Annotated in this window: 14 protein-coding genes; 8 read left to right on the top strand and 6 right to left on the bottom strand. The window is 71.2% G+C overall.

The window, feature by feature from the left end; translation table 11 throughout:
• Nucleotides 1–42: 42 nt before the first annotated feature.
• The gene (gene glmS / locus OG542_RS15665; RefSeq protein WP_328411516.1) at nt 43–1,890 is read left to right on the top strand and encodes a glutamine--fructose-6-phosphate transaminase (isomerizing); all 1,848 of its coding nucleotides are present in this window, start codon (nt 43–45) and stop codon (nt 1,888–1,890) included.
• Between the two features lie 68 nt (nt 1,891–1,958).
• Here the strand turns inward: glmS and OG542_RS15660 are convergent, their stop codons facing one another.
• Both OG542_RS15660 and OG542_RS15655 read right to left on the bottom strand, forming a co-directional pair.
• Nucleotides 1,959–2,318 carry a hypothetical protein gene (locus tag OG542_RS15660; protein ID WP_193481537.1) on the bottom strand — a complete coding sequence of 120 codons (360 nt, stop codon included), beginning with the start codon at nt 2,316–2,318 and terminating at the stop codon, nt 1,959–1,961.
• A 193-nt stretch (nt 2,319–2,511) separates the two neighbouring features.
• Nucleotides 2,512–3,186 (bottom strand): ankyrin repeat domain-containing protein, encoded by a 675-nt coding sequence (locus OG542_RS15655; protein ID WP_328411514.1) that lies wholly within the window; start codon nt 3,184–3,186, stop codon nt 2,512–2,514.
• A gap of 50 nt (nt 3,187–3,236) precedes the next feature.
• Between OG542_RS15655 and OG542_RS15650 the strand changes: the two genes are divergently transcribed.
• Nucleotides 3,237–3,608: a holo-ACP synthase gene (locus OG542_RS15650; protein ID WP_328411512.1), complete on the top strand. Its 372-nt coding sequence runs from the start codon at nt 3,237–3,239 to the stop codon at nt 3,606–3,608.
• 14 nt (nt 3,609–3,622) lie between these two features.
• Here the strand turns inward: OG542_RS15650 and OG542_RS15645 are convergent, their stop codons facing one another.
• Nucleotides 3,623–3,895 carry a hypothetical protein gene (locus tag OG542_RS15645; protein WP_328411510.1) on the bottom strand — a complete coding sequence of 91 codons (273 nt, stop codon included), beginning with the start codon at nt 3,893–3,895 and terminating at the stop codon, nt 3,623–3,625.
• Between the two features lie 83 nt (nt 3,896–3,978).
• Between OG542_RS15645 and OG542_RS15640 the strand changes: the two genes are divergently transcribed.
• Nucleotides 3,979–4,983 carry a BtrH N-terminal domain-containing protein gene (locus OG542_RS15640; RefSeq protein ID WP_328411508.1) on the top strand — a complete coding sequence of 335 codons (1,005 nt, stop codon included), beginning with the start codon at nt 3,979–3,981 and terminating at the stop codon, nt 4,981–4,983.
• Between the two features lie 24 nt (nt 4,984–5,007).
• Here OG542_RS15640 and OG542_RS15635 read toward each other — a convergent pair whose 3' ends face one another.
• A complete protein-coding gene (locus OG542_RS15635; protein ID WP_311127311.1) occupies nt 5,008–6,162 on the bottom strand; it encodes a hypothetical protein in 1,155 nt (384 codons plus the stop codon).
• 243 nt (nt 6,163–6,405) lie between these two features.
• Between OG542_RS15635 and OG542_RS15630 the strand changes: the two genes are divergently transcribed.
• From OG542_RS15630 to OG542_RS15610, 5 genes are all read left to right on the top strand, one after another.
• On the top strand, nt 6,406–7,854 hold the full coding sequence (locus OG542_RS15630) for an NAD(P)H-hydrate dehydratase (protein ID WP_311127312.1): 1,449 nt from the start codon (nt 6,406–6,408) through the stop codon (nt 7,852–7,854).
• Between the two features lie 129 nt (nt 7,855–7,983).
• Nucleotides 7,984–9,153 (top strand): alanine racemase, encoded by a 1,170-nt coding sequence (alr, locus tag OG542_RS15625; RefSeq protein WP_328411505.1) that lies wholly within the window; start codon nt 7,984–7,986, stop codon nt 9,151–9,153.
• 122 nt (nt 9,154–9,275) lie between these two features.
• Nucleotides 9,276–10,535 carry an alpha/beta fold hydrolase gene (locus tag OG542_RS15620; RefSeq protein WP_311127314.1) on the top strand — a complete coding sequence of 420 codons (1,260 nt, stop codon included), beginning with the start codon at nt 9,276–9,278 and terminating at the stop codon, nt 10,533–10,535.
• Nucleotides 10,504–11,022 carry a tRNA (adenosine(37)-N6)-threonylcarbamoyltransferase complex ATPase subunit type 1 TsaE gene (tsaE, locus tag OG542_RS15615; RefSeq protein WP_193481547.1) on the top strand — a complete coding sequence of 173 codons (519 nt, stop codon included), beginning with the start codon at nt 10,504–10,506 and terminating at the stop codon, nt 11,020–11,022. The genes OG542_RS15620 and tsaE overlap by 32 nt, the downstream gene beginning before the upstream one ends.
• 143 nt (nt 11,023–11,165) lie before the next feature.
• Nucleotides 11,166–11,333 carry a hypothetical protein gene (locus OG542_RS15610; RefSeq protein WP_328342509.1) on the top strand — a complete coding sequence of 56 codons (168 nt, stop codon included), beginning with the start codon at nt 11,166–11,168 and terminating at the stop codon, nt 11,331–11,333.
• Between the two features lie 193 nt (nt 11,334–11,526).
• On the opposite strand, the gene OG542_RS15605 is transcribed toward OG542_RS15610, so the two are convergent.
• Nucleotides 11,527–11,880, bottom strand: coding sequence for a MerR family transcriptional regulator (locus tag OG542_RS15605; RefSeq protein ID WP_328411503.1), 354 nt, complete (start codon nt 11,878–11,880; stop codon nt 11,527–11,529).
• Between the two features lie 522 nt (nt 11,881–12,402).
• Entirely contained in the window at nt 12,403–12,714 is a 312-nt protein-coding gene (locus tag OG542_RS15600) for an SCO5918 family protein (RefSeq protein WP_311127316.1), read from the bottom strand.
• Between the last annotated feature and the right edge of the window lie 23 nt (nt 12,715–12,737).

The following is a 12,737-nucleotide window of genomic DNA, read 5'->3' as shown; positions in this document are numbered from 1 at the left end:
AACAGCCCGTTCGGCACGGAGATCGACCCTAAGCTGCCGCCCATGTGTGGAATCGTGGGATACGTGGGGCCGCAGTCCGCGCTCGACGTTGTGATGGCTGGCCTGAAGCGGCTGGAGTACCGGGGTTACGACTCGGCAGGTGTCGCCGTGCTGGCCGATGGTGGGCTGGCGGCGGCCAAGAAGGCCGGGAAGCTGCTCAATCTGGAGAAGGAACTGGACGGCAGGCCGCTGCCGACCGGCACGACGGGCATCGGGCACACCCGGTGGGCCACGCACGGCGGGCCGACGGACTCCAACGCCCACCCGCACCTCGACAACGCGGGCCGGGTCGCTGTCGTGCACAACGGCATCATCGAGAACTTCGCCCTGCTGCGGGCCGAGCTGGAGGAGCGGGGCCACGCGCTGGGCTCCGAGACGGACACCGAGGTCGTCGCCCATCTGCTCGCCGAGGAGTTCTCGTCGTGCGCGGATCTCGCCGAGGCGATGCGGCTGGTGTGCCGACGGCTGGAGGGCGCGTTCACGCTGGTCGCGGTGCATGCCGACGAGCCGGACGTGGTGGTGGGCGCCCGGCGGAACTCGCCGCTGGTGGTGGGCGTGGGAGAGGGCGAGGCCTTTCTCGCCTCGGACGTCGCCGCGTTCATCGCCCATACGCGGTCGGCGATCGAGCTGGGACAGGACCAGGTGGTGGAGCTGCGCCGGGACGGGGTGACGGTGACCGGCTTCGACGGACGGTCCGCTGACGTCCGGTCGTACCACGTCGACTGGGACGCGTCGGCCGCGGAGAAGGGGGGCTATGACTACTTCATGCTCAAGGAGATCGCCGAGCAGCCCAAGGCGGTCGCCGATACGCTGCTGGGCCGGATCGACGGCTCCGGATCGCTGACCCTGGACGAGGTGCGGATCCCCCAGCGGGTGCTGCGGGAGATCGACAAGGTCGTCATCGTCGCGTGCGGTACGGCCTTCCACGCCGGGATGATCGCCAAGTACGCCATCGAGCACTGGACACGCATTCCGTGCGAGGTGGAGCTGGCCAGTGAGTTCCGGTACCGGGATCCGATCCTGGACGCGCAGACCCTGGTCATCGCCATCTCCCAGTCCGGCGAGACCATGGACACGCTCATGGCGCTGCGCCACGCCCGTGAGCAGGGCGCCAAGGTCCTGGCGATCTGCAACACCAACGGCTCGACGATCCCGCGCGAGTCCGACGCGGTGCTGTACACGCACGCCGGTCCGGAGGTCGCCGTGGCCTCGACGAAGGCGTTCCTCACGCAGCTCGTGGCGTGCTACCTCGTCGCCCTGTACCTGGGGCAGGTGCGGGGCACCAAGTGGGGCGACGAGATCCGGGCCGTGATCCGTGACCTGTCCTCGATCGCCGGTGCGGTGGAGCAGGTGCTGGGGACGATGGAGCCGGTCCGCGAGCTCGCCCGCTCGCTCGCCGCCAAGAACACGGTGCTGTTCCTGGGGCGGCATGTCGGCTACCCCGTGGCGCTCGAGGGCGCGCTGAAGCTCAAGGAACTGGCGTACATGCACGCCGAGGGGTTCGCGGCGGGGGAGTTGAAGCACGGCCCGATCGCCCTGATCGAGGAGGACCTGCCGGTGGTCGTCGTGGTGCCGTCGCCACGAGGGCGGTCCGTGCTGTACGACAAGATCGTGTCCAACATCCAGGAGATCCGGGCGCGGGGCGCGCGGACGATCGTGATCGCGGAGGAGGGGGACGATGCGGTGGTGCCGTACGCCGATCACCTGATCCGGATTCCCGTCACGCCGACTTTGCTGCAGCCGCTCGTCGCGACGGTGCCGCTCCAGGTGTTCGCGTGTGAGCTGGCGACGGCCCGCGGCAACGAGGTGGATCAGCCTCGGAACCTGGCCAAGTCGGTGACGGTGGAGTGAGGACAAGGGGCGAACGGCACGCGGCCGTTCGCCCCTTGGTCAGCCGGTCAGGCCGTCAGTGCTCAGCCTCAGATGGGCAGGCAGGTCGCCGGGACCCAGCCTTCCTTGCTGGTGCTGTTGGGGCCGCCGAAGTACCACTTGTTGCTCGTCTTGCCGCAGGCCGTGTAGCTGCCACCCTTGGTGGGCTTGCGGTCGCCGAAGCAGACTCCGCCCTTCTGGCCCTTGCCCCAGGTGCCGAGAGCCGTGGCGCTCGTCTTGGGAGAGCTGCGGAGGTTGACGGTTGCCTTGGGCTTCACGTTGACCAGCGCGCTGCTGCAGTCCGGCTTCGTCGCCGCGGCGGCGGTGCCGGCGGTGGCGACGGCGCCCGTGAGGGCCGTGCCTATGAGGGCCGCAGTGGTCAGTGCGGTGCCCAGAGACTTCAACTTCAAAGCTGTGTCCTCCCGTTTGTCGCGATGCCGTTTGCTCATCGCGGTCATCGCGAACTGTACAAGGGGGAGGGGGAGTTCAGGCTTGGGGGGTGTCCGCTGGGGGTTCGGTGCGGAGGGCTTCCCTGAAGGGGGTGAAGGTTGCTGCCGGGAACCTCTGTACATCTGGTGTGAACTGGCCGCTGCGTGAGGGGCGTCAGTACGGGAAGGTCCAGGGCCACGGCGGTTTGGGGTTGTACGGAAGCTTGGTCCAGCCCTCGGGGGTCACCTGGTAGAAGTCCCCGTGGTCGCCGTCCATCCGCGAGCTGCCGTGCACGTGCACGGTGTCCGAGTCGAGGCGGTAGTGGAAGCCGCCCATCATGCCGACCACACGGAAGAAGATCTGCCCGCTCAGACTCTCCGTCAGCGGAGACAGCGGCGGCAGCAGGTGCTCGATCTCGTCGAAGCAACTGCCGGTCCGCTCCCGCAGCATCGCGTGGAAGTGGTGCTCCAGCGCATCGGAAGGGGAAGGGAGCTGTCGCACCGCGACCGGCTCCAGGAGCTCGAGCAGATGCGTGTGGCCCCGCTCCCGCGCGATGTCCACGGGGAGCCGTCCGTCCCGGGTGCGCTGCGTGCGCCAGGCGCCGTGCGCGATCAGCCGGGAGACGACGGCCACGCCGGCGCCGTGCCAGGCGGCCTGGTGCAGCGGGGCGAATCCGCTGCGGTTCCCGGGCCGGGCGAGATTGACGTACCCGGGATTCTTCTCCAGCTCCCCGAACATGCCGTCCCAGCCCGCATCCCGGGCCAGGTCCGAGAACCGGTCCCGAGCCTTCAGGTACCAGTCCCCGTAGCGGTCACGGTCAGTGATGCCGTCCCATTCCATGCTGATCATGCTAGTCACCGCGAGGAAAAGCCCCGTGGGGTCACCGTAGGGTGCTGTGCATGAGCATCATCGGGGTCGGGATCGACGTCGCCGAGATCGAGCGGTTCGCGGCGTCCTTGGAGCGTACGCCCGCGCTGGCCGAGCGGCTGTTCGTGGAGCGGGAGTTGTCGCTGCCCAGTGGGGAACGCCGGGGTGTGGCCTCCCTGGCCGCCCGCTTCGCCGCCAAGGAGGCCCTGGCCAAGGCGCTCGGTGCCCCGGCCGGGCTGCTCTGGACCGACGCCGAGGTGTGCGTCGAGGACAGCGGGCAGCCCCGGCTGCGTGTGACCGGGACCGTGGCCGCGCGGGCCGCCGAGCTCGGGGTGCGGTCCTGGCACCTGTCCCTGAGTCATGACGCCGGGGTGGCCTCGGCGGTCGTCATCGCGGAGGGGTGACATGAGCCGGTGGGTCAGGACATCGCCCACAGGAGGGTGACGGTGCCGATGAAGCCCGTCGTGCCCAGCGCCGCGCCCGTCGCCGCCGCCCACAGCCGGCCCGTGCCCCTGCGGGCGTAGTGGATGCCCATCGCGCCGAACGTCATGGCCAGCGCACCGGCTATCACCGTCCAGGGGATCAGGAATGCCCACGTGCCCACGGCGGAGAAGGCGCCGAGGACGAGTGCCGTGGGACCAAGGGCGGTGGCGGGTGTGTCGGTTGCCGTGGACGCGGTGGTTCCGGCCATGGTCTGGCCTCCCGTCGGAGAACGACTTTTTGAACGAGTTCAAATCGTACGTTGATCGTAGCTGACGTCCCAGGAGGCTCGGCATGGCCATGGTGGAAGGCATCGACACCCGCGGTGCGCAGCACTGCGAGACGACGGCATTGGGAGTGCTGCTGCGGCACCAGGGCATCGATCTGTCCGAGCCCATGCTCTTCGGCCTCGGCTCCGGCCTGTCCTTCGTCTACTGGGACAGCAAGAACATGGACTTTCCGTTCCTCGGGGGGCGGGTCAAGCCCTTCGAGCTCACCAGGAACCTGGCCGGCAGACTCGGGCTGGGGCTCGTGGTGCAGGAGACCGGATCCGCCCGCAAGGGATGGGAGAACGTGGCGGCGGCCATCGACGCCGGCCGCCCCGTCGGGCTGCAGCTCGACAGCTACCACCTGGACTACTTCACCTCGAAGGTGCACTTCGGCGGCCATGTCGTCGCGATGTACGGCTATGACGAGCGGGACGCCTACCTGGTGGACACCGTTCAGCAGGGCGGCGCCGTGTCCTCCAGCCTGGCCGGCCTTGCCCTGGCCAGGGCCGCACGCGGGCCGATGACCGCCCGGCACCGGTCCTTCACCCTCACCGCTCCGGGGCAGCCGCCCGCCCCGCGGGACCGGATCGTTCCCGCCATCACCGCCTGCGCGGACGCCTTTCTCCATCCACCCATCGCCAACCTCGGTCACCGGGGTGTCGAGAAGGCCGGGAAGCTCGTACCCGGCTGGCTCCGGCGCACCGACACCCCCCAGCGGGACCTGCCGCAGGCTGCCCGCCTGATGGAGAGGGCCGGCACCGGTGGTGCCCTGTTCCGCAACCTCTACCGCGACTTCCTCGCCGAATGCGCCGAGTGGCTCGACGGCGGGCATCTCCGAACCGGGCACAGGCTGTACTCCGAGGCGGCCGTCCTGTGGACGGAGGTCGCGGCACTGATCGCGAAAGCCGGGGAGTCGGGTGATGAGCAGTGCCTCGTGCGGGCGGGCACCGTCCTGTCCGACATCGCGCGCATCGAGCGCGACGCCATGCTGGCGCTGAGCCGCCTGCGCGGTGAAGCCCCCGCCGGGTGAGGGCGAGGGCTCCGCGGGCGGGCGTCAGCAGATCGACTGGCTGCTGTTGACCCGTGTGATGTTGCGGAACGTCGTGTTCTCGCCGCACGGGCTTTCCCTGAGGGCCGAGTTGGTGACCGTCAGGTTCTGGACGGTGATGTCCTTGTTGTTCGGGAACTCCGAGCGGGCGGCCAGGCGCAGTTCGCCGCCGCCGGTGATCGTGCCGCTCTGGGCCGCCAGATTGACGTTGTAGCAGTTCTCGATCAGCACCGAGTTGTTGCCGGTGTTGGAGAGCGTCACCTTGTTGATCGTCGCCCCGCCGCTCTCCGAGACGCAGAACACGCCGCGTCCGCCGCCCCGGGCGATGACCTCGCCGACGCGGATGTTGGTGGGGTAGCCGCTGCCGACCCGGCCGTTGCGGTTGGCCATGCGGAAGGCGGCGTAGCCGGTGCCGGTACCGGCGTTCTCCGCGTCGACCTTGGTGACGTTGGCGTTGATGGTCTGGTTGAGCAGCAGGCCGGACTCGCCCACGTTGCGGGCGGTGACCGTGCCGATGGTGATGCCGTCGACGCCGTAGGTCTCGACGGCGTGGCTGGACGCGCCGGAGACATAGACGTTGTCGATGCGGACGTTGCGCGTCCACTGGCTGGTGTCGCCGCGGTTGTCGATGCGGACGCCCAGGCCGCGGGAGAGGCGCATGTCGATCTGGCCGAGCACCACGTTCTGGACGTTGCGCAGGAAGATGCCGTAGAGCGGGGTGCCGGTGAGCTTGAGGTTCTGCACCTCGATGTCGCGCGTGCCACGGGAGTAGACCGGCGCCTGGTCGCCCGAGCCGCTGCCGGTGACGTTGATGGTGCCGCAGACGTCGAGGACGGTGTAGCTCGGGAGCGAGATGCGCGAGCCGGCCGCTATCGAACCCGAGCCGCGGACCACGACCCGTTCCTTCGAAGTCCGGCCCGACGTGAGGCTGTTCACGGCGGCCTGGACGGCGGCGCGCATGTCGGTGCCGGTGTAGACGGTGCTGCTGCCGCGCCGGGCGGTCCAGTTGCCGCCGTTCTGCACGGCCTCGGCCTGGTAGGAGCCGTCTCCGCAGGCCAGCGCTCGCGAGGGGGCGGCGGTGGCGGGAGCGGTCAGGGTGCCGGCGGCGGTGAGGAGGGCGGTGGCACCGGCGGCGGCGAGGAATGCGGCTCTGCGTCCCATGAGGGCCTCGATTTCGTCGGACGTGGGGGGTGTGCAAGCGCTTTCTGCGCTTGCGGCCGGTGAGTCTGGCAAAGGGCGGGCAAAGCGTCAATGGATGCGGCACGGCGCCGAGTTGGACGGGATTCGGCATGGGGCCGGGGTGCGCGAGATGCGCGACGGTTCGCGTTCGTGAGATGCGCGACGGTTCGCGGTTGCGCGAGTTGTGCGGGAATGGCCGGGCGGTCGTACGGGAAACTCGACCGCATGCGGAGTGCGTACAGCGTGGAGACGGTCAGGACCGCCGAACGGGAGCTGATGGCGCGGCTGCCGGAGGGGGCGCTGATGCAACGCGCCGCCGCCGGACTCGCCGCCGCCTGCGCCGACCTGCTCGGGCGGGTGTACGGCAGCCGGGTCGTGCTGCTGGTCGGGAGCGGTGACAACGGCGGTGACGCGCTGTACGCCGGGGCCCGGCTGGCCCGGCGCGGGGCCGGAGTCACCGCCGTGCTGCTCGCGCCGGAGCGTGCGCATGCGGCGGGGCTCGCGGCGTTGCGGCGGGCCCGGGGACGGGTCGTGGAAGCCGGTGGCGCCGTGGCCGGCGGTGGCGTCGAGGAGTTGATCGAGGGGGCGGATCTCGTCCTCGACGGCATCGTCGGGATCGGCGGGAAGGGCGGGCTGCGGCCGGACGCCGTGCCCCTGGCCGCCGCCGCCGGGCGGTCGCGGGGCGCCGTGGTCGCCGTCGATCTGCCGAGCGGGGTCGACGTGGACACCGGGCAGGTGCGCGGCGTCGCGGTCCGGGCCGATCTGACGGTGACGTTCGGGACGCACAAGCCGGGCCTGCTGATCGATCCGGCACGGGAGTACGCCGGGTCGGTGCGGCTGGTCGACATCGGCCTCGAGCTGCCGGTCGAGCCGGAGCTGGAGGCGTTGCAGCACGCGGACGTGGCGCGGCTGCTGCCGGTGCCGCGGGCCGAGAGCGACAAGTACCGGCGGGGTGTCGTCGGGATCGCCGCCGGATCCGCGCGCTACCCGGGCGCCGCCGTACTCGCCGTCTCGGGGGCGTTGCGGGGCGGGGCCGGGGCTGTGCGGTACGTCGGGCCGGCCGGGGACGCCGTCATCGCACGGTTTCCCGAGACGCTGGTGTCGGACACGGGGCCGAAGCATGCCGGGCGGGTGCAGGCGTGGGTCGTCGGGCCGGGGGCCGGGGACGACGCGGCGACAGTGGGGGAGGTGCTCGCGGCGGATGTGCCGGTGCTGATCGACGCGGACGGATTGCGGCTGGCCGACGCGGAGGTCGTACGGGGGCGGAGGGCGCCGACGCTCATGACGCCGCATGCCGGGGAGGCCGCGGCGCTGCTCGGCGTGGAGCGGGGGGAGGTCGAAGGGGCCCGGTTGGCGGCGGTGCGGGAACTGGCGGGGCGGTACGGTGCGACCGTGCTGCTGAAGGGGTCCACGACGCTGGTCGCCGACTCGGGGGGCGGGGCGGTGCGGGTGAATCCGACGGGGACGTCCTGGCTGGCCACGGCGGGGAGCGGGGACGTGCTGTCCGGGCTGGCGGGGTCGTTGCTGGCGGCGGGGCTGACCGCGGTGGACGCGGGGAGCGCGGGGGCGTATGTGCATGGGCTCGCCGGGAGGCTGGCGGCGGACGGGGCGCCGGTGGGGGCGCATGATGTGGCCGATGCCGTTCCGGTGGCGTGGCGGAATGTCCTCGGCTGAGGGAGTGGGCGCGGGTGGGGGAGTTGCCCCCGCTTCGGCCCGGACGGCCTCGTCCTCGAGCGCCGGACGGGCTGACATCGCGGGGCCGCTGCCCCGGGAGTGCCGGGCCGCTCTGAGACACTGGGCGCGATGAGCGAGAGAACAGCCCCGCGGACCGCGCCCCTGCGGGCCCGCGCCGAGATCGATCTGGCCGCCCTGCGGGCCAATGTGCGGGCCCTGCGCGCCCACGCGCCGGGCGCGGCCCTGATGGCCGTGGTGAAGTCCGAGGCGTACGGCCACGGGGCTGTGCCGTGTGCCCGCGCCGCCGTCGCCGCGGGGGCGGACTGGCTGGGCACCGCCACGCCCGAGGAGGCCCTCGCCCTGCGGGCCGCCGGTCTGCCGGGCCGCATCATGTGCTGGCTGTGGACGCCCGGCGGGCCCTGGCGCGAGGCCATCGAGGCCGACCTCGACGTGTCCGTCAGCGCGATGTGGGCCCTGGAGGAGGTCGGCGAGGCGGCCAGGGGAGCCGACCGGCCCGCTCGCGTGCAGCTCAAGGCCGACACCGGGCTCGGGCGCAACGGCTGCCAGCCCGGCGACGACTGGGCCGGACTCGTCCGCGCGGCCCTGCGCGCCGAGGCCGAGGGCCTCCTGCGCGTCACGGGGCTGTGGTCGCACCTCGCCTGTGCCGACGAGCCCGGCCACCCCTCCATCGCCGCCCAGCTCGGCCTCTTCCGGGAGATGGTCGCGTACGCCGAGGAGCGGGGCGCCCGGCCCGAGGTCCGGCACATCGCCAACTCGCCGGCCACGCTCACCCTCCCCGAGAGCCACTTCGACCTGGTCCGCACCGGCATCGCCACGTACGGCATCTCGCCCAGCCCCGAGCTCGGCACCCCGGCCGACTTCGGACTGCGGCCGGTGATGACGCTGTCCGCCTCGCTCGCCCTGGTCAAGCACGTACCGGGCGGCCACGGGGTCAGCTACGGCCACCGGTACGTGACCCCCGGGGAGACCACTCTCGGCCTCGTCCCGCTGGGCTACGCGGACGGTATCCCGCGGCACGCCTCCTCGGCCGGGCCGGTCCTGGTCGAGGGCAAGTGGCGCACGATCGCGGGACGGGTCGCCATGGACCAGTTCGTGGTGGATCTGGGCGGCGACGAGCCCGCGGCGGGCGCCGAGGCGGTGCTCTTCGGGCCCGGGGACCGCGGTGAGCCCACCGCCGAGGACTGGGCCCAGGCGGCCGGAACCATCGCCTACGAGATCGTGACACGGATCGGAACGCGTGTTCCTCGCGTCTATGTGAATGAGGAACAGGACGGGTAACTCGCACAGGGAGCCCATCACGCGAGGAACAACAGGCACCCTGGCAACACCAGCACCAATGGCACCACCCGACCGTCCATGACAACGAACCTGATCAGCACCCCGGTGAAGAGGAGCGGTACGTGAGCGAGAGCAGTGCGGAGGCCGTCGCGAACGCCGCCTCCGCGGCCGTCGCGGCCTCCGCCGCGGGGGCGGCGGGAGGCTGGCGCCGGGCGACCGGCATCGCCGGCGTCGCGATAGGCGTGGTGGCCGCGGGCGCGGCCGCCGGTGTCGCCCTGGAGCGGATGACGGTCGGCCGGGGCATGCGCCAGAAGGCCCGGCTCGCCCTGGACTCGGCGGGACCCTACGGCTCGCTGCGCGGCATGCCCGGCAAGGCGTTCGGCGACGACGGTACGGAGCTGTACTACGAGGTCGACGACATCGACCCGGAGGCCGCGCCCGCCGCCATCGGCCCGCGCCGCCGGCGGCTCTTCGGCCGCAAGGCACCCGCTCCCGTCACCGTCGTCTTCAGCCACGGCTACTGCCTCAGCCAGGACTCCTGGCACTTCCAGCGGGCCGCACTGCGCGGCGTCGTACGGACCGTGCACTGGGACCAGCGCAGCCACGGCCGGTCCGCGCGGGGCGTGGCGCAGGGGCGGGGCGACGAGCCGGTCACCATCGAGCAGTTGGGCCGCGACCTCAAGGCCGTCATCGACGCGGCCGCCCCCGAGGGCCCGATCGTGCTGGTCGGTCACTCGATGGGCGGCATGACGGTGATGGCGCTGGCCGACCAGTACCCCGAGCTGATCAGCGAGCGGGTCGTCGGGGTCGCCTTCGTGGGGACGTCGTCGGGGCGGCTCGGCGAGGTCAACTACGGGCTTCCGGTCGCCGGGGTCAACGCGGTGCGGCGGGTGCTGCCCGGCGTGCTGAAGGCGCTGGGGCAGCGGGCCGACCTGGTGGAGAAGGGGCGCCGGGCCACCGCGGACCTGTTCGCCGGGATCATCAAGCGGTACTCCTTCGCCTCCCGGGACGTCGATCCGGCCGTCGCCCGGTTCGCCGAGCGGATGATCGAGGGCACGCCGATCGACGTGGTCGCCGAGTACTACCCGGCGTTCAACGACCACGACAAGACCGAGGCGCTCGGGTGCTTCGCCGACATGCCGGTCCTCGTCCTGGCCGGGGTGCAGGATCTGGTCACGCCCAGTGAGCACAGCGAGGCCATCGCCGATCTGCTGCCGGACGCCGAGCTGGTGCTGGTGCCGGACGCGGGGCACCTGGTGATGCTGGAACACCCGGAAGTGGTCACCGACCGCCTCGCCGACCTGCTCACCCGCACGGGTGCCGTGCCCGCAGGGGCTACCGTGAAGGGCTATGGAAGCACCAGCACCGCACAGCCCGGCTGAGCCCGGTTCCGTCCAGATCGTCGTCACGTCCCCCGAGCAGATGCGGGAGCTGGGCCGCCGGCTCGCGAAACTGCTGCGCGCGGGTGACCTGGTGATGCTCAGCGGAGAGCTCGGGGCGGGCAAGACGACCCTGACCCGGGGGCTGGGGGAGGGCCTCGGTGTACGCGGGGCCGTCACCTCGCCGACCTTCGTGATCGCCCGGGTGCATCCCTCGCTGGGCGAGGGGCCGCCGCTGGTCCACGTCGACGCCTACCGGCTCTCCGGCGGTCTCGACGAGATGGAGGACCTCGACCTCGATGTCTCGCTGCCCGAGTCCGTGATGGTCGTGGAGTGGGGCGAGGGCAAGGTGGAGGAGCTGACCGAGGACCGGCTCCAGGTCGTCATCCACCGCGCGGTGGGCGACACGACCGACGAGGTCCGGCAGATGACGATCACCGGTGTGGGCGAACGCTGGGCGTCGGCCGACCTGAGCGTGCTCGCCGCGTAAGTCGCGGTGTGCGGTCTTTTGATGAACGTTCCGACAAGACGTCGGCAAGATGTTGCGTTCGGCGTCTTGTGCGTGGTCACATGGTATCCAGTCCGTAGTTAGGTCTACCTAACTTCGTTGCCCCGGCCCTTCGGGAGGCGTCCATGTCGGCTACAGAGAGCAAGGGGCAGCCGCAGTCGTTCGCGGTCGCCGGGGTGTCCATGCGTGACCTGCTGGCGGCCGGCGAGGCGGCGGCCCTGATCTCCACGCCCCCGCGCGCTCCCGACCCGGACTTCTCGGAGCGGGCCCCGGAACGCCGGGAAGCGGCATAGGGGGCCAGGCCTGTGCTGGTCGGCCCCTCGCCACGGCCAGGCCATGGGCTGAACCGACGGTCTACGACGGTCTGCAAGGGAGCGGTCGCTCTGGCGGCCGCGGCCACGCGGTGCGCGTGGAGGGCGCGGATGTCGCCAGGGGCTCGCGGGACGCTGACACGCGGCGCGCGACCTGCTGTCCCAGGCGGGGCGCTCAGCCGGAATCGGCAGCGGAACTGTCGGATACTTCGTGTTCGGCACGGCGGCGGTACTCGGCGTTGATGCGCTGAGCTTCCTCGAGCTGGTCCTCGAGGATGACGATGCGGCAAGCGGCGTCGATCGGGGTGCCTCGGTCGACGAGCTCGCGGGCGCGCGCCGCGATCCGCAGTTGGTAGCGGGAGTACCGGCGGTGTCCGCCCTCCGAGCGCAACGGGGTGATCAGCCGGGCCTCACCGAGGGCTCGGAGGAAGGCCGGGGTGGCGCCGAGCATCTCGGCGGCCCGTCCCATCGTGTACGCGGGGTAGTCGTCGTCGTCCAGACGATTACTGAGTGGGGTATCTGCTGTCATGTCACCTCGATGTGCAACGCGTCGAGGGGCCCTGGTGCCGTACGGCACCAGGGCCCCGAAGGAAATTCAACACCATCTGTCGGCCCTCATGCTGTGCCGACCTTCTGTTTTCCGCTACCGGCCCTGAAACAGGGGGGTGCGGGGATCGCGGTGCGTGACCGGGGACCACCTTCCAATCCGGGGTCTTGCGGTACCCGGGCCGAGTGCTCCTCGGGCCGGGCGATCCTGATGGCGTCTGCTCCTCCGTCCTTCCTCTGAACCAACCACTGGGCGAACTGGTACTGCGGAACTACTCGAGTACTGCACCCGGCAGTTCGTGTCTGCCGGGTTCGCTTGACCTCGTCTACGAGAAAAATGCTAACTGAGCCAAAGCTCAATGTCTACTCTGGCAAGAGTAGATTTCAGCTCTCTGGGGGCGCAGATAGCCTGCGGCCGACGGGTGGCGAGACAGCGATGAGGGCCCTGCCGACGCGCGTCGGCAGGGCCCTCATCGGGATCTTGGTGGCGGTTACCCGCCCTTCCTCATCCGTCCAGGGACGGGGCGCCGAGCAGTGCCGACGCCGTCTGGAGCGGAGTGGGGACCTGCGCGGCCACGGTCTTGATGTGGTCGTGGCAGGTGAAGCCGAGACGGGTCATGGCCCGGACGACCTCGCCGCTGGTGAAGTCGCGGCGGTCCTGCCGGGTGATGACCTCACCGACCTGCTTGACGGGGTAGCGGCGGCGGCCGATGGCCACGGACTCAGCCGTGACGAGCTCGGGCGTGACGCCCTTCATCGAGGCCAGCACTCCGCTCTTGGTCAGGTCGAACGGGTACCGGGCGATGACACAGCGCATGATGCCCCCACGGGGAGAAGGAG

The organism is Streptomyces violaceus (assembly GCF_036014075.1).
GTDB lineage: Bacteria > Actinomycetota > Actinomycetes > Streptomycetales > Streptomycetaceae > Streptomyces > Streptomyces violaceus.
Note: the sequence above shows the minus strand (reverse complement) of the source record. Positions and strands in the feature narration are given on the sequence as shown.